This window comes from Amorphoplanes friuliensis DSM 7358 (assembly GCF_000494755.1).
Taxonomy (GTDB): Bacteria; Actinomycetota; Actinomycetes; order Mycobacteriales; family Micromonosporaceae; genus Actinoplanes; species Actinoplanes friuliensis.
On the sequence record NC_022657.1, the window covers coordinates 1,349,523 to 1,370,238 of the forward strand.

16 protein-coding genes are annotated in these 20,716 nt (G+C 70.7%); 12 read left to right on the forward strand and 4 right to left on the reverse strand.

What is annotated here, in order from left to right:
- The 6 genes from AFR_RS06245 to AFR_RS06270 all read left to right on the forward strand — a co-directional run bounded on the left by AFR_RS06245 (window position 1) and on the right by AFR_RS06270 (window position 5,803).
- Window positions 1-750 (forward strand): ABC transporter permease, encoded by a 750-nt coding sequence (locus AFR_RS06245; protein WP_023359054.1) that lies wholly within the window; start codon window positions 1-3, stop codon window positions 748-750.
- Between the two features lie 72 nt (window positions 751-822).
- Complete coding sequence (locus AFR_RS06250; protein ID WP_023359055.1) at window positions 823-1,536, forward strand: GntR family transcriptional regulator; 714 nt, start codon at window positions 823-825, stop codon at window positions 1,534-1,536.
- Window positions 1,537-1,667: 131 nt separating this feature from the next.
- The gene (locus AFR_RS06255; RefSeq protein ID WP_023359056.1) at window positions 1,668-3,197 is read left to right on the forward strand and encodes an NCS1 family nucleobase:cation symporter-1; all 1,530 of its coding nucleotides are present in this window, start codon (window positions 1,668-1,670) and stop codon (window positions 3,195-3,197) included.
- 2 nt (window positions 3,198-3,199) lie between these two features.
- Window positions 3,200-3,928, forward strand: coding sequence for an aspartate/glutamate racemase family protein (locus tag AFR_RS06260; RefSeq protein ID WP_023359057.1), 729 nt, complete (start codon window positions 3,200-3,202; stop codon window positions 3,926-3,928).
- Between the two features lie 103 nt (window positions 3,929-4,031).
- The gene (locus tag AFR_RS06265; RefSeq protein WP_023359058.1) at window positions 4,032-5,042 is read left to right on the forward strand and encodes a 1-aminocyclopropane-1-carboxylate deaminase; all 1,011 of its coding nucleotides are present in this window, start codon (window positions 4,032-4,034) and stop codon (window positions 5,040-5,042) included.
- A gap of 2 nt (window positions 5,043-5,044) precedes the next feature.
- A complete protein-coding gene (locus AFR_RS06270; RefSeq protein ID WP_041840648.1) occupies window positions 5,045-5,803 on the forward strand; it encodes an SDR family NAD(P)-dependent oxidoreductase in 759 nt (252 codons plus the stop codon).
- A 7-nt stretch (window positions 5,804-5,810) separates the two neighbouring features.
- On the opposite strand, the gene AFR_RS06275 is transcribed toward AFR_RS06270, so the two are convergent.
- Window positions 5,811-6,608 (reverse strand): hypothetical protein, encoded by a 798-nt coding sequence (locus AFR_RS06275; protein ID WP_023359060.1) that lies wholly within the window; start codon window positions 6,606-6,608, stop codon window positions 5,811-5,813.
- Between the two features lie 67 nt (window positions 6,609-6,675).
- On the opposite strand from AFR_RS06275, the gene AFR_RS06280 reads away from it, so the two are divergent.
- A complete protein-coding gene (locus AFR_RS06280; protein ID WP_023359061.1) occupies window positions 6,676-10,917 on the forward strand; it encodes a PDDEXK-like endonuclease domain-containing protein in 4,242 nt (1,413 codons plus the stop codon).
- Here the strand turns inward: AFR_RS06280 and AFR_RS06285 are convergent.
- Window positions 10,835-11,803, reverse strand: coding sequence for a GlxA family transcriptional regulator (locus tag AFR_RS06285; RefSeq protein ID WP_041840649.1), 969 nt, complete (start codon window positions 11,801-11,803; stop codon window positions 10,835-10,837). The two genes, AFR_RS06280 and AFR_RS06285, sit on opposite strands and share 83 nt — an antisense overlap.
- A 52-nt stretch (window positions 11,804-11,855) precedes the next feature.
- Between AFR_RS06285 and AFR_RS06290 the strand changes: the two genes are divergently transcribed.
- Complete coding sequence (locus AFR_RS06290; protein ID WP_023359063.1) at window positions 11,856-12,239, forward strand: cupin domain-containing protein; 384 nt, start codon at window positions 11,856-11,858, stop codon at window positions 12,237-12,239.
- Here AFR_RS06290 and AFR_RS06295 read toward each other — a convergent pair.
- A complete protein-coding gene (locus AFR_RS06295) occupies window positions 12,229-13,821 on the reverse strand; it encodes a restriction endonuclease (RefSeq protein ID WP_023359064.1) in 1,593 nt (530 codons plus the stop codon). The genes AFR_RS06290 and AFR_RS06295 overlap by 11 nt on opposite strands.
- A 379-nt stretch (window positions 13,822-14,200) precedes the next feature.
- Here AFR_RS06295 and AFR_RS06300 point away from each other — a divergent pair, with 379 nt between their 5' ends.
- The 4 genes from AFR_RS06300 to AFR_RS06315 all read left to right on the forward strand — a co-directional run bounded on the left by AFR_RS06300 (window position 14,201) and on the right by AFR_RS06315 (window position 18,178).
- Complete coding sequence (locus AFR_RS06300; protein WP_238547240.1) at window positions 14,201-15,967, forward strand: EAL domain-containing protein; 1,767 nt, start codon at window positions 14,201-14,203, stop codon at window positions 15,965-15,967.
- A gap of 18 nt (window positions 15,968-15,985) precedes the next feature.
- On the forward strand, window positions 15,986-16,375 hold the full coding sequence (locus AFR_RS06305) for a cupin domain-containing protein (protein WP_023359066.1): 390 nt from the start codon (window positions 15,986-15,988) through the stop codon (window positions 16,373-16,375).
- Between the two features lie 368 nt (window positions 16,376-16,743).
- Window positions 16,744-17,217, forward strand: a complete 474-nt coding sequence (locus AFR_RS06310) for a MarR family winged helix-turn-helix transcriptional regulator (RefSeq protein WP_023359067.1) — start codon at window positions 16,744-16,746, stop codon at window positions 17,215-17,217.
- A 751-nt stretch (window positions 17,218-17,968) separates the two neighbouring features.
- Window positions 17,969-18,178 carry a hypothetical protein gene (locus AFR_RS06315; protein ID WP_023359068.1) on the forward strand — a complete coding sequence of 70 codons (210 nt, stop codon included), beginning with the start codon at window positions 17,969-17,971 and terminating at the stop codon, window positions 18,176-18,178.
- A gap of 591 nt (window positions 18,179-18,769) precedes the next feature.
- On the opposite strand, the gene AFR_RS48340 is transcribed toward AFR_RS06315, so the two are convergent.
- On the reverse strand, window positions 18,770-20,716 hold the full coding sequence (locus AFR_RS48340; RefSeq protein WP_023359069.1) for a TPM domain-containing protein: 1,947 nt from the start codon (window positions 20,714-20,716) through the stop codon (window positions 18,770-18,772).

A 20,716-nucleotide genomic window follows, 5' to 3' on the forward strand; every position in this document is an offset into this window, starting at 1 on the left:
GTGCTCACCGACGCCTCCATCCTCATCGGGCGCAGCCTGCTGCACACCCGCCGGGCCCTGGACACCCTCCTCATCGGTGTCCTCCTGCCGCTGATCATGTTGCTCCTTTTTGTGTACGTGTTCGGCGGCGCGATCTCCCGTGAGGGCGGCTACCTGACGTACGTGGTGCCCGGCATCGTGCTGTTGTGCGCGGGCTACGGTGCGGCCGGGACCGCCGTGCCCGTCGCACAGGACATGACGACGGGAGCGATGGACCGCTTCCGGTCGCTGCCGATCCTGCGCTCGGCCGTGCTGGTCGGCCATGTCACCGCAAGCGTGCTGCGCAACCTGTTCTCGACGCTGCTGGTGCTGGCGGTGTCGTTCGCGATCGGCTTCCGGCCCGGCGCCGGTCCCGGCGACTGGTTGCTCGCGCTGGTGGTCCTGACGCTCTACATCACCGCGATGTCCTGGCTGTCCGTCTGCTTCGGACTGGTGGCCGGGTCGGTGGAGAGTGCCTCCTCGTTCAGCTTTGTCATTCTCTTCCTGCCCTACCTGAGCAGCGCGTTCGTGCCGATCGAGACGATGCCGGCGGCGCTGCGTGGCTTTGCTGGGCATCAGCCGTTGACGCCGGTCATCGAGGCGCTGCGGGGATTCATGGCCGGGCGGCCCGACGTGGCGGCGACCTGGACGGCCGTCGCGTGGTTCGGCGGGCTCCTCGTGATCGCCTATCTGGTGGCCACCTGGCTGTTCATCAGGCGTTCTGATCGCTGATGCGCAACACGGCGATAACGCGACGGGAATATGGTCAGCTCTCACGTCCTCGGCTGAGGGGAGGGAGAGGCCATGCCCCACCCGCGCGTCCGATCGGTGCTGCTCTCACGGTTGGTGAACAAGCCGCAGGGCAGTTCGCAGAGCGAGATCCTCGACGAGCTGCGCCGCTGCATCCTCGACGGCGAGGTGCCACCCGGTTCCCCCATCCCGGTCGACGGGGTCGCCGCCTCGTTCGGAGTGAGCCGCATCCCCGTCCGCGAAGCCTTGATGACCCTGATCGGTGAAGGGCTGGTCGATCACCGGGCCCGGACCGGATATCGCGTCGCGAAGATGACCGTGGCGGAGTTCGGGGAGATCTATCTGGTGCGCGAGGCGCTGGAGACGGCGGCGCTGCGGGTCGCCGTCGAGCTGGCGGGCAACAGCGACGACGAGCAGGCACGGGCCGCGCACGCTGCCCTCGAGGCGGCGATCCGCGCCGGCGACGGACGCGCTCATCATCGCGAAAGCCGGCGCTTCCACCTGGCTCTCATCGAGCCGTGCCGGATGCGACGGCTGCTGCACATGCTCAGCACGGCCTGGAACATGACCGAACCGCTGCAGCCCATGTCACACCTGGACGCCGCCGAACGCGAGCTGCTGCACCGTGATCACGCGGGCATGCTGGCGGCGTTCACGGCTCGCGACGCCGAGGCGCTGATCGGTGTGTGCGGCGACCACCACCAACGTCTCCAGACCCTCATCGCCCGCCTGCCACAGGACACCGGGCTGTTCGCGGAGCCTGCCTGAGAAGCCGAGCCTGGCTGAGAAGCCGAGCCTGCCTGAGAGATAGCTGAATAGATATATCTCTCCGCTCATCTTGCCGAAACAGCCCATTCCTAGCGTGAGCGCAACGAAGCCGCTCGACCCCAGGAGTGGGCATGTCCGATACCACTGTCGCCAAAAACTCCGATCTCATCGAAGCAGCCGGCATGCCCGTCGGCTCGGGGGAGATCAAGCCCGGATACGACCCCCGCCTCACCAACGAGGACCTCGCCCCGCTGCGCAAGCAGACCTGGGGCTCCTACAACATCTTCGCCTTCTGGATGTCGGACGTGCACAGCGTCGGCGGGTACGTCACCGCGGGCAGCCTGTTCGCGCTCGGCCTCTCCAGCTGGCAGGTGCTCGTCTCGCTGCTCGTCGGCATCACGATCGTCTACTTCTTCTGCAACCTCGTCGCGAAGCCCAGCCAGCTGACCGGTGTGCCCTATCCGGTGATCAACCGATCGGCGTTCGGGGTGCTCGGGGCGAACGTGCCCGCGATCATCCGCGGGCTGATCGCCGTCGCCTGGTACGGCATCCAGACCTACCTCGCCTCGGCCGCCCTCGACGTGGTCGTCCTGAAGCTGTTCCCCGACCTGATGCCCTACGCGGACGTCAACCAGTACGGCTTCCTCGGACTGCCGCTGCTCGGCTGGTGCACGTACGCGATCCTCTGGGTCCTGCAGGCGGCGGTGTTCTGGACCGGCATGGAGACGATCCGCAAGTTCATCGACTTCTGCGGCCCGGCCGTCTACGTCGTCATGATCGTGCTGACCGGGTACCTGATCTGGAAGGCCGGTTGGGGCAACATCAACCTCAGCCTGGGCGAGGTCAAGTACAGCGGTGCCAGCGCCATCCCGGTCATGCTCGGGGCGATCGCGCTGGTCGTCTCGTACTTCTCCGGGCCGATGCTCAACTTCGGTGACTTCTCGCGGTACGGCAAGTCGTTCAAGGCGGTGAAGACCGGCAACCTGCTCGGTCTCCCGTTGAACTTCCTCGCGTTCTCGATCCTGGTCGTGGTGACCGCGTCGCTGACCATCCCGGTCTTCGGCGAGCTGATCACCGACCCGGTGGCGACGGTCGCCCGCATCGACAGCACCTTTGCCATCGTGCTCGGTGCGCTGACATTCACGATCGCCACCATCGGCATCAACATCGTCGCGAACTTCATCTCGCCGGCGTTCGACTTCTCCAACGTGAGCCCGCAGCGGATCAGCTGGCGTGCCGGCGGCATGATCGCCGCGGTCGGTTCGGTGCTGATCACGCCGTGGAACCTCTACAACAACCCCGATGTCATCCACTACACGCTGGAGACGCTCGGCGCCTTCATCGGCCCGCTGTTCGGTGTCCTGATCGCCGACTTCTACATCGTGCGCAAGCAGAAGGTCTCGGTCGACGACATGTTCACCATGTCGCCCGAGGGGCGCTACTGGTACACCAAGGGTTACAACCCGCCGGCCATCATCGCCACGGCCGTCGGCGCGGTGGTCGCCATGGTGCCGGTGCTCTGGACCGGCGGTCCGGGCATGCACACCACGGCGCAGTACAGCTGGTTCATCGGCATGGCGCTCGGCTTTGTGGTCTACCTCGGCCTGGCCCCGCGGATGCGCGTGCAGGAGCGCAGCCGGATCCTCGACGAGGTCGCGTAACGATGCACATCCGGGTCATCAATCCCAACACCACCGCGGAGATGACCAGGAAGATCGAGGAGAGTGCCCGGGCCGTCGCCGGCCCGGGCACCCGCCTCGACGCGGTCAACCCCGCCATGGGACCAGCATCGATCGAGAGCCACTACGACGAGGCGCTGAGCGTTCCCGGCACTCTCGCGGAGATCGCCGAGGGGGAGCGGGCCGGCGTCGACGGTTACGTCCTCGCCTGCTTCGGCGACCCCGGTCTGGACGCCGCCCGCGAACTCGCCGCCGGCCCGGTCGTCGGCATCGCCGAAGCCGCCATGCACGCGGCGGCCATGCTCGGCCGCGGCTTCAGCGTGGTCACCACGCTCGACCGCACCCGGGGACGTGCCTGGGACCTCGCCGCCCGATACGGCGCCGGGCAGACCTGCCGGGGCGTCCACGCCTGCGACATCCCGGTGCTCGAACTCGACAAGGACCCGGACGTGGTCGACCGGGTGGTGGCCGTCGGCCGGGCCGCCCTCGACCGCGACGACTCCGACGTCATCGTCCTCGGCTGCGCGGGCATGGCCGACCTCTGCGGAAAGGTATCGGCGCAGCTCGGCGTCCCCGTCGTCGACGGAGTAGCGGCGGCAACGGTGTTCGTGCAGTCGCTGATCACCCTGGGTCTACGCACCTCGACCCGCAACGAATACGCACCACCGCTGCCGAAGGCCTACACCGGGATGCTCGCTGACTTCTCCTCCTGACTGCACTTTCAGAACTGGTCGAAGGTTCCCGACTGCGCGATCACGGTGACGGAGCACAGAAAGTGCTGGCAGCATGGGGCGCGGAACCGACTGAGGAGCTGGCATGGCACTGGACGACTTCGACCGGTATTCGCTGCTGTTCGGGCCGTCGCCCGTCCACCGGCTCGACCGGCTGACCCGCCACCTCGGCGGTGCGGCGGTCTGGGCGAAACGCGAGGACTGCAACTCGGGCATCGCGTACGGCGGGAACAAGACGCGGAAACTCGAATATCTGGTCGCCGACGCCATCGCGCAGGGGTGCGACACGCTCGTCTCGATCGGTGGCGTGCAGTCGAACCACACGCGGCAGGTTGCGGCGGTCGCGGCGTACGCGGGCAGGAAGTGTGTCTTGATCCAGGAGAGCTGGGTCGACTGGCCGGACAGCGTCTACGACAAGGTCGGCAACATCCTGCTCAGCCGGCTTGCCGGTGCGGACGTGCGCCTGGTCAAGGCCGGGTTCGGCATCGGCTTCAAGGAGAGCTGGGACGCCGCGATCGCCGAGGTCGAGGCGGGCGGCGGAAAGCCGTACGCGATCCCGGCCGGCGCCTCCGATCACCGCCTCGGCGGACTCGGGTTTGCGAACTGGGCCCGGGAGGTCGCGGAGCAGGAGGCGCAGCTCGGCGTCTTCTTCGACACGGTGGTGGTGTGCTCGGTGACCGGCAGCACCCAGGCCGGGATGATCGCCGGTTTTGCCGCGCTCGGCGATCACCGGCCGCGCCGCGTCCTGGGCATCGACGGCTCGGCGAAGCCGGTGGAGACCCACGACCAGGTCTCCCGGATCGCGCGCGCCACGGCCGCCCTCATCGGTGTCGACCGCGACCTGCGCGACGACGAGATCCTGCTCGACGACCGTTACCACGGCGGCATCTACGGCATCCCCGACGAGGCCACGCTCGACGCGATGCGGGTCGCCGCCCGGACCGAAGGCATGATCACCGACCCGGTGTACGAGGGCAAGTCGATGGCCGGCCTGATCGACCTGGTCAGCCGGGGTGAGATCAGCAAGGACTCGACCGTCCTGTACGCCCACCTCGGCGGTCAGCCCGCCCTGAACGCCTACAGCGCCATCGTCTGACCATGGCGTCCCACGTGGTGACCGGCGGTGGCCGGGGAGTCGGCCGGGCGATCGTCGAACGCCTGGCCGCGGCGGGTGACGACGTCGCCGTGATCGAGTTCGACCCGGCGGCGCTCGACTGGATCGAGGAGCACCCGGCCGGCCGGATCGTTCCGGTCGTCGGTGATGCGTCCGACCCGGCGGTCGCCGACCGTGCCGTGGCCGCGGTGCCGTCGCCGTTGTCCGGCTGGGTCAACAACGCGGCCGTGTTCCGCGACGCGTGGCTGCACGAGGTGCCGCCGGGTGAGGTGCTGGCGCTGATCGGCCGCAACCTCGACCCGGTGGTCGTGGGCAGCGCGGCGGCCGTCCGGGCGTTCCTGCCGCAGGGGGCCGGTGCGATCGTGAACGTCTCGTCGCACCAGGCGCAGCGGGTCGTCCGCGGTGCGCTGGCCTACGCGACGGCCAAAGCCGCGATCGAGGGCCTGACCAGGGCACTGGCCGTGGACTACGGGCCGCGGGGCATCCGGGTCAACGCCGTTGCGCTCGGCTCGATCACCACCGAGCGGTCCGAGGCGCACGTCGCGGGTCTCGACGAGGCCGGTGCCGAACACTTCGCCCGGGAAATCCGGCTGCTGCAGCCACTCGGCCGGATGGGACGCGCGGACGAGGTGGCGGATGCGGTCGCGTTCCTGCTCTCGGACGCGGCCGGCTTCATCAACGGCGTGGTCCTGCCCGTCGACGGCGGCCGCGCCGCCCAGGGCCGCGACCCCGAAGAGGCCTGACGGCCGGTCAGATCAGGTCGGCGCTGGAGAACCGTTCGTGGCGTGAGCGCATGTCCGCATAGGCCGTGACCACCATCGTGGTCACGACCACCCCGGAGACGATGTAGTACGACGTCTCCAGCAGAACCTTCAGGCTTGTGCCGATCAGGTTCGGGGCGACCACGTCCACCAGCGTCGTCACCAGTGTCAGGGCCAGGCTGGCGGCGAAGGTCAGGCCGATGATGGTCGCGATGCGGGCGATGGAGAGCCCCAGGTCCGCGTTGAAGAGCTGGAAGCAACGCCCGATCCCGCGCCGGCGTTCCACCAGGACGACCACGGGCAGGATCGTGATGACCGCGCCGACGTAGATGGCCGGGAAGAAGCAGAGGGCCAGGGAGATCAGCAGGACCGGCACGGCCAGAAGGAACCAGCCGAGCAGCGCCGGGGTTCGGCGGGCGGCGGTCGCGACCGCGGGACCCAGAGCGGTGCCCCGTCCGGTGGCCAGGGAGATCACCAGCTGGGCGACGGCCAGCTGGCCGAGCAGGTAGAGCAGGCTGCCGATCACGATGACGGGCACGAGGGACGTCCAGCCCGCGAAGATCAGGCCCGGGGTGAGGTCGGTCGTCTCCATGATTCTGTGGGCTTCGGCCTGCTCCTTCTCGAAGCGGGAGAAGGCGGGGATCACGATGGCCGCGATCGGGACCGTGACCACGACCTGCACCAGGGCCATGGGCCGCCAGCCCGCCCGGATGAGCCAGACGCTGCGCCGCCACCAGCCGTTGAAGTCGCCGCTGACCAACGGGTCCTGCGGATAGAACTGCGTCATGGTTACCCCTGGAGAAGGGTCTCACGTGGCCGCACCCGGGCTGCGGACGTCGGATAACCTCCGAAGAATGCCGTCCGAGTCGCCCACCGTCATCCGGGACCGGGCTGTTTCCGTCGCGGACTACCTGCTGGCGGTGCGGGCGCACATGGAGCGCCCGGCGCGGACGGTTCCCGCCGATGCGCACCGGCTCGACGGGCTGCCCGCGCATCCGGCCGTCGAGGTCGGGCCCGCCCTCGACGGGACGAGCTGGCTGCGGGTGGGTCTGCCCGATCTGCCGCCGCCGGTGGCGGTGCCGGCCGAGCTGCGGCGCCGGCTCAACCAGGTCAGTGCCACGGACGAGCCGAAGGTCGGTGACGAGGACGACGAGTTCGAGACCTGGCGTGACGAGGTGTGGCGGCCCTGGTCGCTGCTCAGCCAGGAGGCGGAGAAGACCCGGACGCTGCACCGGCAGCTGTTCGATCTGATGCACCAGGTCGACATGACCGCCGCGACCACCGAGCTGGTCTGGGGTCACGGTCTGCTGGAGACGACGATCGGTGAGCAGCGGGTGCGGTACCCGCTGGTCGCCACCCCGGTAATCATCGAGTACGAGCCGGACCGGTCGCTGATCACCGTCTCGCCGCAGGGTCCGTCACGGCTGCAGACCGACGCGCTGGCCGGGCTCGACGAGCGGTACCTGAGCCAGCTCCTCGGTCTGGCCGGTCCGGCCGGCACGCTCGAGGTGGACCTCTGGGACGTCCTCGAACGACAGGAGCTCTTCGAGCGGGCCCTCGGACGGCTCGGCTACGACCGCCGGGTGATCAAGCCGGGTGAGAGCGCCGTGGGGCCACATCTTGTCGACACCGGTGTCCTGTTTGCCCGGCCGAAGCAGCGGCTGCTGCGCGGGTTCCTGGAGAGCCTGCGCGACCGGCTGCTCGCCGGTGACACCAGCAGCATCGGTGCGCTCGCCGCGATCGTCGCGCACGAGCCCAGCAAGCTGCGGATGCCCGACGACCAGCCCGAGAACTGGCACCGGGTGGGGGAGCGGCTGCTCATGCCACTGCCGACCAACGAGGCGCAGGAGTCGATCGCCCGCCGGCTCGCCCAGCACCGCAACGTCGCCGTGCAGGGCCCGCCCGGCACCGGCAAGACCCACACGATCCGCAACCTGATCTGCCACCTGATGGCCAACGGCAAGCGGGTCCTCGTCGTCGCGCAGAAGGAAGATCCGCTGCGGGTGCTGCGTGACGGGCTGCCCGAGGAGGTGCAGGCGCTCTGCCTGGCGGTCCTCGGGCGTACGACCGATCAGCTGGTGCAGTTGCAGCTGGCCGCTCGGGAGCTGTCGGACCGCGCCGCGACGCTGGACAAGACGGCCGAGGCGGGCCGGGTCGAGCGCCTGACCAAGCGCCTCGAGGATGCCGAGCGCGACCTGGCCACCGCGCTGGGCGGTCTCCGGGCGATCGCCGAGAACGAGTCCGCGACGTACAGGATCGACGATGTTGATCTGTCGCCCGCTGATGTCGGGGCCTGGCTGCGGGAGCACGCCGCGCACGGTGGGATCCCCGATCCGATCGCGCCGACCGACCGGCCGCCGCTGTCCGCCGACGAGTTCGCGACGCTGCTTTCCCTGGCCGCGCGGATCACGCACGCCGACCGGACGGCCGCCTTGCGCCCGCTGCCGGACGTCGCGGCCCTGCCCGACGCCCGAACAGCAAAACAGGCGCGAGCCGACCGGGACGCGGCCGCCGACCGCGTGTCCCGCCTGGAGCTGGCCGGCGTCGACACCGATTCCGTACGCGCACACGGCCCCAACCCCGTAGCGGCACTCCGCGAAGGGCTGACCGACGCCATCGCCTGGCTCCACCGCCGCGAAGGCACCTGGACCGACCGGCTGGGCCGGCTGCTCGCCGACCCGCACTGGGCGACGGTGTGGACCGACCACGTCACCGCGACCGAGGACCTGCAGCGGGCGCTGGCCGACCTGGCCCGGCTGCTCGGCGGGCACCGCGTCACCGTCGCGAACGCGCTGGCCGCCGAGCCGAAGCGCCTCCTCGCCGGCCTCGGTGAGCTGCGGGAACGGTTCGCCGCGGGCAAGGGTGTCAACCGTCTGCTGCAGGCCGGCCTCTGGCGCATCGCCGAGGAGGTACGCGTCGACGGCGAACCGCTGCGCACGGTCGAGGACGTCGACCTGGCCGCCGCGTGGGTCCGCCGTGGTCAGGCGCAGCGCCGGCTCGGCGAGCACTGGGCCGAGTGGATCCAGCGGCTCGGCATCCCCGCGCGGCAGGGCGACCCGGAGGTGTGGGCGGGAACGCTGCTCGCCGAGGCGGCGCAGTCGCTCGGCTGGGACGCCCGTGAGTGGCCCGAGCTGTCCGCGCGCCTGCGTGTGCTCGTACCGCAGGAGGAGCTGGATCTCGACGCTGCCCGGCTGGCGGAGGTCGCGGCCCTGCTGGACGACAGCCCGGTCGTTTTTGATCTTGATGAGCTGGACGCGCGGGACCGTGCGGTGGCCGACTCGCTGGTGCCGTGGCCGGAGCTGGCCGCGGCCTGGTTCGATCCGGAGCTGGCCGAGTGGGACGGTCTGGTTGCGGAGGCCCGGAGGCTGACGGCGATCAGGCCCGAGGCCGCCCGTTATGTCGAGCTGCTGGACCGGCTGGGTGAGCTCGCGCCGGAGTGGGCCGGCCAGATCGACGCCGGGCAGGTGCCGGCCGTCCCGGGGACCGCCTGTCTGCACGCTTGGCAGTGGCGGCAGGCGCAGACGTGGTTCGACCTGGTGGTCGGCAGTGTCGACCCGGCCGTGCTCAACCGCCGCGTCGAGCTCGGCCGCGACAAGATCCGGCGGCTGACCGGTGACCTGGTCGTCGCGTCGGCGTGGCTCGAGGTGGCTCGCTCGCTCGACGACCGCCGCCGGGCCGCGCTGGCCGACTGGACCACCGCGCTGCGCAAGATCGGCAAGGGCACCGGCCGGACCGCCGCGGCCTGGCAGGCGCACGCCCAGCGGGCGATGGAGTCCGCCGTCGAGGCCGTGCCGGTCTGGGTCATGTCGGTGGACCGGGCGATCGAGCAGTTCGCCGGTGGCGCGCACTTCGACGTGGTGATCGTGGACGAGGCGTCGCAGGCGGACCTGTTCGCGCTGCCGGTGCTGTCGCTGGCCGAACGCGCCGTGGTCGTCGGTGACGATCAGCAGATCGGGCCGCAGCTCGGGTTTGTCGGCTCGGTCTCCGGACTGATCCACAGTCACCTCGACGACGTGCCGTCGGCCGAGCACTTCGACCCGGAGTCCTCCCTGTACGACCACGCGGTACGGCGTTCGCCCGAGCGGATCCTGCTGACCGAGCACTTCCGGTGTGTGCCGCAGATCATCGAGTTCTCGTCGCGGCACTACTACGACGGCAAGATCCAGCCGTTGCGCGCGGACCGGCCGCTGTCCACGCCGGTCCGGCCCGTTTTCATCGCCGACGGTGTCCGCCAGCCGCTGCCGCCGTACGGCGATGTGAACGTCGCGGAGGCGGATGCGCTGGTGGCGCAGGTGGCGGCGATCGTCGCCGACCCGGACTACCGCGGCAAGACCCTCGGTGTGATCAGCCTGCTGAGCACCAGCGGCCAGGCGAACTACCTGCTCCAGGCGTTGCGCGAGGCGATCGGCGAGGACGAGATGGAGGCTCGCCGGCTGCGTGTCGGTGACGCCTACACGTTCCAGGGCGACGAGCGGGACGTCGTGCTGGTGTCGATGGTCGTCTCGGACAACGACGGGCGGCTCGCGGCGTTCACCAAGCGCGAATATCACCGCCGGGTCAACGTCGCGGCGTCGCGCGCCCGCGACCAACTCTGGATCTTCCATTCGGTACGCCCGCAGTCACTGCTGGCCGACGACGCCCGCGCGCTGCTGCTGAACTACGCGCAGAACCTGCCGGTGCAGACCACGGCACCGGACCTGGAACTCCTCTGCGAATCCGGCTTCGAACGCGACGTGCTGCGCCGGCTGGTGAAACGCGGTTACCGCCCGACACCGCAGTTCCGCATCGGCGGTTACCGCATCGACTTCGTCCTGAACGCCCCGGACGGGCGCCGGCTGGCGATCGAGTGCGACGGGGACGCGTACCACGGGCCGGAGCAGTGGGAGAGCGACATGCGCCGGCAGGCGGTGCTCGAACGTGTCGGCAACTGCGTCTTCGTCCGCATCCGGGGCAGCATCTTCGCCCGTGAGCCCGAGGCGGCCCTGCGACCGCTCTGGCAGCGCATCGAGGAGCTCAACGTGGCGCCGTTCCGAACCGCCGCCGATACTCCGTCGGGCTCAGACCCGTCTCCCGGCGCAGCAGAGACCGCAGGTTAGTCGCGGTGCCCAGGCCCGTACGCCGGGCCACGACCTCGAAGCGGGACTCGCCGCGCTCGATCAACCGGCAGGCGAGGGCGACCCGTTCGCCGGTGAGCCAGGCGAGCGGTGTGGTGCCGAGCTCGGCCCGGAAACGCCGGTGCAGCGTCGCCGGGCTGACCGCGGCCTCGGCGGCCAGGTCCGCGACGGTCAGCGGCCGGTCGAGGTGTTCCTGCACCCAGGCGAGCAGCGGCGCCAGCGACTCGTCCGGGACCACCGGCATCGGCCGCTCGACGAACTGACGCTGGCCGCCGTCGCGGTGGGCCGCGAAGACCAGGCGGCGGCTGACGGCGTTGGCGATCTCCGCGCCGAAGTCGCGGCGGACCACGTGCAGTCCCAGGTCCAGGGCGGCCGCGCTGCCGGCCGAGGTGAGGATGTCGCCGTCGTCGACGAAGAGGACGTCCGGTTCGAGGGTCACAGCCGGGAAGCGCGCACGGAAGTCGTCGGCCCACTGCCAGTGCGCGGTGGCCCGGCGGCCGTTGAGCACACCGGCCTCGGCCAGCGTGAACGCGCCGCTGCAGAAGCCCAGCAGCCGGGCCCCACGGGCGTGCGCCTGCCGGATCGCCTCCAGCACCGCTGGCCGGCGGGGGACCTCGACGTCGGGCCGGTTCGGCACGATCACCGTGTCTGCGCTTGTGGTCGCCTCCAGGCCCGCGACGCCGCTCAGCGTGTAGAAGCCGTCGCGCATCAGGGTGCTGGGCTCGGGTGAGCACAGGCGGAAGTCGTACAGGTCACGGCCCAGCTCGGGGCGTCGCAGGCCGAAGATCTCCGTGGCGCAGCCCAGCTCGAACGGGTTCGAGTTCGCGTCGACGATCACGACGACTCGGTGCAAGGATTCTTGCGGCATGTGCGATTCCTAGCACTCCCGCGTACCCGCGGACAAGCCGGACGATGAGAGGGTGACCAACGACCCGATCTCCCTCGCCGCCGCCCTCGCCTCCTTCGACGAGCTGTGGAGCCCGCGCATCGTGACCAGCGTCAACAACTACGACGTCCGGGTCGCCAAGGTGCAGGGCGACCACCTCTGGCACACCCACGACACCACCGACGAGTTCTTCCTCGTCCTCGACGGTGACCTGCAGATCGCACTGCGGGACCGCACGGTCGAGCTGCACAAAGGCGACGTCTTCACCGTGCCGAAGGGCACCGAGCACAAGCCGTCGTCACCCGGTGGCGCGCACATCCTGATGTTCGAGCCCACCGGCACACCGACCGTCGGCGACCGGCACGACGACGTCCCCGACCACGTGGACGCGACGACCGGTCACACCCTCAAGCTTTAGCCGGCGCCTCGATCCGCGCCTTCACCCTGGAGTGCTCGGCGAGCAGGTTGAGCAGGGCCGGGCCGTCCAGCAGCTCCAGCGGGCGGCCCGAGACCGCCTCGTGCACCTCGGCCTCGTACCCGTCGAGGGCGACCAGGATGCCCTTGGTGGCACCGGACGCGCTGACCTCCTCGGCCACGGCCACCGCGGTGTCCGCGCCGACCGCCGCGCCACGGACGGCGTGGATCACCACCGTGCCGCCGAACAGGGGCCGCGGGTCGGTGGCGAGCCAGCTCGGGCCCTCACCGGCCGGGCCCATCTCCAGGCCCATATTGCCGAACAGGTCACAGAGCAGCTGCTCGTACTCGTCGGCATCCATGGTCGCGAGGTTGGGGCGCTCGTCGATGTCGGCCAGCACGTTGAACTCGCCGGTGAAGTCGTGCTCGGCCTCCCGGTCGAAGTCGATCACCGGAGTGACGCCCTCGAGCTGGTCCGGCGCACCGCTCAGACCGGCCTGCAGGTGCTTGAGGCAGGCGACCGGGTCGACCCGGCGCAGCTTGATCGCGGCGAACGTGTCCCGGTCGGTGCGCAGTGACACCAGGCACGGGCGCACGAAGCGCCCGGTCCGGCGGTCGATCGTGTCGACGATGCCGTTGAAGAGCACCTCGGCGACCAGCCCGCCCCGGTCCGCCTCGATGATCTCGTGGACGGTCCGCAGCGCCACCATGGAGATGATCTCGGTGTAGCGCCGCCGGATCTCACCCTCGTCGCGCGGCACCGCGGTCAGGTCGTCGCGGACCCGGTCGTAGCGGTACTCCTTCACCACCGGGATCACCTCGACCGGCGGCAGGTGGTACTCGACCAGCAGACTTCCCTGTTTCGGCAGGAACGCGAGCCGGAAATGCTGGGGGAAATCGTCCGGGTACACCGAATTGCCGAGAACCATCGCAAAGTATTCGACAACCGAGGACGGGTCGGCACCGGCCACCGCCGCCGCGAACCGGTCCACCTCCGCGTTGTACGAGATCAGCTTCGCCTCGTAGCGCTTGCGGTTCGCCTCGTACTGCCGTTCGCGTTCACCCAGCTGCCGCAGCCGCCGGGTCTCCGCGTCGACCCAGCGGTCGCGGGCGGCCTGGAACGCCTGCTTCGCCGCGGCGACCTGCTGCTGGTGGATGCGCTCACCGCCGAGGATCTTGCCGACACCCCGCGGCTCGGGCGGCGCGAAGCTGTCCCACGAGGGCTGGGGGAGCGGCCGGCCCAGTTTGCCCGGGTCGAAGGGCGGCACCTGCACCGGCTTCTTGAAGCGGTCCAGGTCGATGTGGTCGTCGACGTCCAACGTGGAGAGCAGCAGCGAGTCCAGGTCAGACAGGCGTGCCCGCACGTCGGCGTTGGCTGCCGCAGCGTCGGCGGTGCGTGCTTCCGCGTACAGGCGGCGGTGCTCGCGCTGCCGCTCCGCGTCGGAGGCGGCCTGCTGCGCCGCGGCGACCGCCAGGTCGGCGTTGCGCCTGATCAGCTGGCGCTGCTGTTCCGCGGCGGTCTGTGACCGGTGTGTCGCGGCCGCCTGCGTCGCGTGCGCCCGCTGCATGTCCCGAATGATGCCCATGCGTCGTCGTCCTCGCTCACGTGTCCGAAGGGCCACCATATCCACCGCCTCCCGATCTCGTTACGGGGCGCATACCTGTCGCAGCTTTGTGTGCATGGCGACCGAGGTCAGGGGGTAGGTGTCGCAGTAGGTTCCACAGTCACCACTGCCAGTAACTGTCCGTCATGGATCCGACCGTAACCGGGTGAGAACACGGCGCAGCGTGGCGTTCATCCGATCAGCTAAATTCACTCTCTGAACGGTGGAGAAACCGCAGTTCTTTGTTTTGTTGGGCCAGCTGCGAAAACATTGTCGGCGGCGTGCCCTGTTACATCGACCCGTGACGGGTCGTAATAGGTCAGGGACTTCGACTCACTCGGGCGGGAGGTTACGACGGCACATGACGGCACCAGACGAACGTTTCCCCCGTCCTCGCGCCCTGCGCGACCGCCTCTCCCGTCGCCCCCGGATGAGCCCCAATCAAGGCCCCCAGCTGCCCCTGCCCGAGCCGCGCACGCCCGTCGAGGACGAGGCGTGGTTCACCTACCGTGCGGCCGGCGAGGAGATCGTCTGGTCCGACGGGCTCGCCGTGCTGCTCGGCCGTCCGGCGACCGACAGCGGGCTGAGCCGCCAGATCCTCTCCAAGCACGTGCACACCGAGGACCACTCCAAGGCCCTCGGCGCGATCACCCAGGCCTGGACAGGGCGCGAGCCGGTCCGTACGACGGTCCGGCTGGTGCGCTCCGACGGCGGCTGGTTCGACGTGGACTGCCGCCTCGAGCCGATCACCGACCCCGACGGCACCGTCCACGGCCTCCGCGGCACCCTGCGTGACGTCTCCGCCCGCGAGCGGGCCCGCCGCGAGGTCGCCCGCCTGAGCCGCCGCGGCGAGACCGTCCAGGCGTCGGTCATCGAACGTGACCCGTCGACCGGCCTGATGACCCGCGCCCGCTTCGCCGACGAGCTCGACCGCGCCCAGCGCCGCGGCGGTGGCGCGCTGCTCATCGTCCGCGTCGAGCCCGACCACACCGACGGTGTGCGCTTCGACGGCAACACCGAGCTGCTGCAACGCGCCGCCCGTGTCCTCGAGGGCATCGTCCGCCCCGACGACATGCTCGGCCACGCCGGCCCGAACGAGATCGCCGTCCTGCTCCCCGGCGCGTCCTGGGTGATGGCCCGCCGGCAGGCCGACCTGTTCGTCGAAGCGCTCCGCACCCAGCCGTTCGTGCTCCCGGACGCCTGGCTCCGCGCCCGCGCCTGGGCCGGCCTGGTCCGGTTCCGCCCCGGCGGCGAGGCCGGCAGCCACGACCTGCTCATCGACGCCGACCACGCCTGGCGCCAGGCCCGCGAAGCCAACCGCCCGGTCACCCTGGTCGCCGACCCGATCGCTGTCCGCGACCGCCAGGGCACCTACCGCGACCGCGTCGCCGCGGCGCTCGGCACCGACCGCTTCACCCTGTACGCCCAGCCCATCCTCGAACTCCAGACCAACCGCGTCCTCCGCCACGAGCTCCTGCTCCGCGTCCTCGACGAGGCCGGCGGCCACCAGTCACCGACGCACGTCCTCGACGCCGCGGAACGCCTCGACGCGATCTACGACATCGACCTGTGGGTCGTCGAACGCGCCCTGGAGCTCGCCGCCGAACGCAGCGACCTCTCCCTCCAGATCAACCTGTCGGGCCGCTCGGTCGGCGACCCACGCCTCACCGCCGAGGTCGAGGCCCTCATCGAGCGGTACGCCGTCAACCCCGAACAGCTCACGTTCGAGATCACCGAGACGGCCCTGATCGGCAATCTGAGCGAGGCCCGCCACTTCGCCGACCGCATCCGTGACCTCGGCTGCCAGCTCGCCCTCGACGACTTCGGCTCGGGTTACGCCTCGTTCCGCTACCTCCGCCTCTTCCCGATCGACCTCGTGAAGATCGACGGCGAGTACGTGGTCGATCTTGTCCGCAACCCCGAGGACCAGGTCCTCGTCCGCGCCCTCGTGCAGGTTTGCCAGGCGTACGGCATCCACACGGTCGCCGAGTTCGTCCAGGACGAGGCCACCCTGCGCATGCTGCGTGAGCTGGGCGTCGACTTCGTCCAGGGCTACCTCATCGGCCGCCCGGCGCCCGTCGAGGAGCTGCGCCCGCAGACCCGGTTGAGGCGTTCAAACCGGGCCTGATCCGGGTAACTCGGGGTCATGGAACACTTCACGATCGCCACCGTTGCCGAGAAGAACCCGGATTTCCGCCGCGTCCTGTGGACCGGCAAGCACACCCAGCTCGTGATCATGACAATCCCGCCGGGCGGTGAGATCGGCGAGGAAGTCCACGAGGTCGACCAGATCCTGACCTTCGTCAGCGGCGTCGGCCAAGCCAAGATCAGCGGCGAGACCCGCAAGGTCGCCGCCGGTGACCTGGTCGTCGTCCCCGCCGGCCGCAAGCACAACTTCACCAACGAGGGCCCGAACCCACTCGTCCTCTACACGATCTACGGCCCGGCCGAGCACGCCGAAGGTGCGGTCCACCACACCAAGGAAGAGGCCGACCGCCTCGAGGAAGCCGGCAAGGACGAGCCGCCGTCCTCCTGAGCCATCCCTGCGAGGCTCACGAGGCTTATCCCGCGAGGCTCACGAGGCTCATCCCCGGCGAGGCCGGGCACTCCGGTGTCCGGCCCGGCCGGTCGCGCCAACGACGGCGGAAACCCCGGTCCGGCGCGGCCCCGGAAGCGACACAACGCCGGGGCCGGCCGAGGCCCCCCAGCCAGCCGGCCCCGGCGCTGTATCGAGGTGGAAAGTCTGCCGCGAACCCTACTCTTGACACTTCAAGGAAGTCGATCGACGTGCCCGATTGTTCTGCCTGCGTTTCCCGAAGGTTTGCGCTTCACACCTCCCGCCCCCACCCAAGATCGGGCCACCCGGCCGAAGAGCCGTCCACCCCGGGTTACTAACCTGCAGCCATGGACGAGCCCCGGTGGTTGACCGACGAGGAACAGCAGGCCTGGCGCCGCTTCGTCGAAGTCCTCGTCAAGGTCCCGGCAGCGCTCGAAGGCCAGCTCCAGCGCGAAGCAGGCCTCACCCACATGGGCTACCAGGTCATCTCGACCCTCTCCGAGCGCGAAGACCGCCGCCTCCCCATGAGCCGCCTGGCCCGGCAGGCAAGCGCCTCCCTGTCACGCCTCTCCCACGTCGTGGCCCGCCTCGAAGCCCAAGGGTGGGTCCGCCGCGAACGCGACCCCGAGGACGGCCGCGTCCAGATCGCCGTCCTGACCGACGCCGGCCTCCAAAAAGTCATCGAAGCCGCCCCCGGCCACGCCGCAGCCGTCCAGGAACTCGTCTTCGACCGCCTGACCGCCCCTCAGGTCAAACAACTCGCCAAACTCTGCGAATCCCTCCTCGAACCGCCCGACCCCAAACGCCCCGACACAACGTGATCAGCTCTCCGGGCAAGGTCAAGATCTGAACCGTGTCGTGCCTGGTTGCATGGCACTGACCGTCGCTCACGCCGAGACCGGGCGCGACCGGCCACTCGCCCAGCGGCTCGTAAACAGCCGCCCGCACCCTGCCAGCTGCATGCTCGCAAGCCCACAACCCGCCCGCCGTAGCCAGCCAGTCTTGAGAGTCACGGTCCGACCGGCCACCCCGGCCACCCCGGCCACCCCGGCCACCCCGGCCACCCCGGCCACCCCGGCCACCCCGCCACCCCGGCCACCCCGCCAGCCCGGCCACCCCGGCCAGCCCGGCCACCCCGCCAGCCCGGCCACCCGGGTCACCCCGGCCAACCCGGCCGGCCCGCGTCTGGTTTTGGTCTGGGCGACCTGTGCTCGGCTTTTGCCGTTTGGTCTGGGCGGCCTGTGCTTGGCCCTAGCCGTTTGGCCTGGGCGGCCGTCCTGGCCCTCGGCCTCACCGTTCTTGACGCGCGACGCAGGACCTGTCGATGGAGCGCGGTCTGCGCCGGACCGCTCGGGCCTGCGTTCGAATGAGCCCAGGCCGTCCCGGTGGTGTGCATCCATGAACGGGGCTGGTGATCTTGGCAAGCGGGTGAAGGCGACGGCGCGGTGACCGATTCCTCGACGACGATGGCCTTTGATGTCCGGTGATAACTTGTGGGCGAAGGTGCGTGCGCCCTCCGTCGCGGTGGGCCGCCAGATTGTCAGCCTTCCACCCACATTCTGGGGAGATGCGATGACGAGTAACGACACGCCCCCGCGCGCGGCAGGTCTGGGGATCTGGGGAAATCTCGGGATCTGGGTCGCATTCGGCGCCGCCGCCGGCGTCCTCGCCGGGGTTCTCTTCGACAACGTCGCTCTCGGTGTCGGGCTGGGTTCGGCCCTGGGTGTGGCGGCCTGGGCCGTCATCATCGCGCCGCGAACGAAGGCCCGCGGCGAATCCTGAGCGTCGCGCCGAGTATGGGCACGGGGTCGTAGGCCCACCGGGCAGGCCGGCGAGCAACGCAACGGCCCTTGGTGGTTTTGCCGCGTCAGGCGTTGACCAGATCCAACACCTAATGATCTGCCCCGCCGTGTTTCTTGCCGGCGAGCTGACGTGGTGATTCACCATCGAACGCCTCGGCCAGGATGTGAGGCCCGTACCCCCCCCGGTGCGCCCCCTGATCGCATATTCGGACGGTGAACGGGCCTCCGGAGCTACCGCCCGCACGACCTGTGGCCAGGATCCACGAGTGGTGCCGGTTCCCGCGAACCTTTCGGCGCACCCGACGCCCGACCTCGCGAATGAAGCCAGGCGGGCGTCAGACCCGGTTCGGGGGTCAGAAGCGGCCTCCGCCGCCGGAGCTGCCGCCTGTTCGGCGGCTTCAGGTGGCGCTGCCGGCGGAGCCGCCGCCCCAGCCGCCGGTGGGTTCGGGGCTCAGAAACGGCCTCCGCCGCCTCGGCGGGCGCTGCCGCCGGAGCTGCCGCCTGTTCGGCGGGGTTCGGATGGCGCTGCCGCCGAAGCCGCCGCCGCCCCAGCCGCGGGTGGGTTCGGGGCTCAGAAGCGGCCTCCGCCGCCTCGGCGGGCGCTGCCGCCGGAGCTGCCGCCTGTTCGGCGGGTTCGGGTGGCGCTGCCGCCGAAGCCGCCGCCGCCCCAGCCGCCCGACCGGCCGCCGCCGTAGGAGCGGCCGCCGCCGGAGAGGATGCCGCCGAGGACGGCGCCGGCGAAGGCGCCGGCGTCGAAGCCGCCCGTGGGTTGGGTGGTGTAGCCGCCCCAGCCTTGGACGTCGGTGTGGGCGGAGTGGCCCGCGGCGGCGGCGAGTTGCTGGGCTTGCTGGGCTTCGGTGAGGGCGGCTGCGGGGTCGGTGGCGGCGAGGCTTTCGGCCAGGGCGAGGTGGCGTTGGGCTTCCGAGAGGGAGGCGCGGGCGGTGGTGGTGATCGCGCCGCGGCGGGTGGTGATGAAGTCGGTGGTGGCGGCGACCTCGGCGCGGGCGACGGGCAGGGCCTGGGCCAGCAGGCTGCGGGCGCGTGCCGTGCGCTCGGCGGCGTCCTGGGCCTCCGCGAGTGCATGGTCGAGCGCGGCGTCTGCGGCCTGGAGTGTCGCGACGGCGGTCACCGGGTCGGTTTTGGGGGCGGCGAGCTGGGTGCGGACCTCGACGACGGCCTGCTCGGCGCCGGTGACCGCGGAACCCAGGCCGGGTGGCACCACGCTGCCGCCGGTGAGGGCTGCGCGGCCGGCGGCGATCTCGGACTCCAGCTCGGTGAGGAGGGCGTCGGCTGCCGTGCGGGCGGTGGTGAAGTCGGCGGCGGCGCGGTCGATGGCGGTGATCAGCTGGGCGGCCTGGTCGGCGGCTTGTTCGGCGGCGCGGACGGCGAGGGCGGCCTCTGCGCGGTTGGCCGGGAGTGCGGTGCGGGCGCGGCCGATCGCCTCGGCGGTGAACTGGAGGCGTTCGCGGGCCTGGTCGAGGTTGCCGGAGATGCCGGTGACGGTCGGGCCTGCGTACCGGTGGGTGAGGTCCTGGAGGGTTTTGCTCGCTGCCGGGAGGGTGGCCTCGAGGGTGAGGCGGCGGGTTTCGAGCTCGGTGGCGACCTCGGCGGCGCGGCCTTCGAGGTCACGCAGGCGGTCGAAGGCTTCGGACTCGGCGTCGAGGCGGTCGTCGGCGGCTCGGCACTTCGCGATGATCTCGGTGAGCGTGCGGCGGCGGGTCTCCTCGTCCGGGGCGGGCACCTCCTCCAAGGTCATCCGCAGGCGGAAGGCCTCGGCGACGTCCTGGCGGGATGCCTCCAGCGCGGCCTTGAACGGGGCGGTGGCCTCGGCGCCGTACTGCGCGGTGGCCAGGGAGAGCTCGCTCTCGCTGGCGCGCAGGTCGTCGTCGAGCTCGATGAGCAGGGCGTTCGCCGAGGCGGTGAGCTCGGCGGTCGGCGGGCCGGTGGGTGCGGCGGGCGCAGGCCGGGCCCGGCGGCGGCGGAGGACGACCCAGATGAGCGCGCCCGCCAGGATCACGACGAAGATCACCACGACCCAGATCAGCGAGCTGTTCGAGCTGTTCGCGGCGTCCGAGTAGCCCGAGGCGGCGGCGATCACGGCTCCGGGCCAGTCGCCGCGGGAGAGGGCGGGCTCGAGATCCCGGTTGGCCACGTCGGCGAGCTCGGCGTCGGTGAAGCGCGGGTCCGCCGGGAACGAGACGTAATAGCTGCGGTCCTGGGTCGCGACCGCGAGCAGGGCGTCGCTGTCGCCCAGGTCGCTCAGCCGGGCGGTCGCCTCGGTCCACTGCTCCGCCGGCGTGCCGTCGAACGAGTCGACGAAGATCACCCAGAGCTGGACGTCGGTGTCGCGCTGCAGCGCGGCGAGGGCGCTGTCGACGGCGGCGGCGCGGCTGCCCAGCGCCCCCGCGGCGTCGGTGACCTGGACCGCGAGCCGGGACGGCGCGTCGGCCTGCGCAGGGGCAGGCGCCAGCAGCAACAACGCGACGAGAGCAACGGCCGTGCGGCCCAGGAATTTCAC

Excerpts from the sequence above, each read along its gene's own strand:
- AFR_RS06250 (WP_023359055.1), top strand. The coding sequence starts at position 823 with ATGCCCCACCCGCGCGTCCGATCGGTGCTGCTCTCACGGTTGGTGAAC.
- AFR_RS06255 (WP_023359056.1), top strand. The coding sequence starts at position 1,668 with ATGTCCGATACCACTGTCGCCAAAAACTCCGATCTCATCGAAGCAGCC.
- AFR_RS06260 (WP_023359057.1), top strand. The coding sequence starts at position 3,200 with ATGCACATCCGGGTCATCAATCCCAACACCACCGCGGAGATGACCAGG.
- AFR_RS06265 (WP_023359058.1), top strand. The coding sequence starts at position 4,032 with ATGGCACTGGACGACTTCGACCGGTATTCGCTGCTGTTCGGGCCGTCG.
- AFR_RS06270 (WP_041840648.1), top strand. The coding sequence starts at position 5,045 with ATGGCGTCCCACGTGGTGACCGGCGGTGGCCGGGGAGTCGGCCGGGCG.
- AFR_RS06275 (WP_023359060.1), bottom strand. The coding sequence starts at position 6,608 with ATGACGCAGTTCTATCCGCAGGACCCGTTGGTCAGCGGCGACTTCAAC.
- AFR_RS06280 (WP_023359061.1), top strand. The coding sequence starts at position 6,676 with ATGCCGTCCGAGTCGCCCACCGTCATCCGGGACCGGGCTGTTTCCGTC.
- AFR_RS06285 (WP_041840649.1), bottom strand. The coding sequence starts at position 11,803 with ATGCCGCAAGAATCCTTGCACCGAGTCGTCGTGATCGTCGACGCGAAC.
- AFR_RS06295 (WP_023359064.1), bottom strand. The coding sequence starts at position 13,821 with ATGGGCATCATTCGGGACATGCAGCGGGCGCACGCGACGCAGGCGGCC.
- AFR_RS06300 (WP_238547240.1), top strand. The coding sequence starts at position 14,201 with ATGACGGCACCAGACGAACGTTTCCCCCGTCCTCGCGCCCTGCGCGAC.
- AFR_RS06305 (WP_023359066.1), top strand. The coding sequence starts at position 15,986 with ATGGAACACTTCACGATCGCCACCGTTGCCGAGAAGAACCCGGATTTC.
- AFR_RS06310 (WP_023359067.1), top strand. The coding sequence starts at position 16,744 with ATGGACGAGCCCCGGTGGTTGACCGACGAGGAACAGCAGGCCTGGCGC.
- AFR_RS06315 (WP_023359068.1), top strand. The coding sequence starts at position 17,969 with ATGACGAGTAACGACACGCCCCCGCGCGCGGCAGGTCTGGGGATCTGG.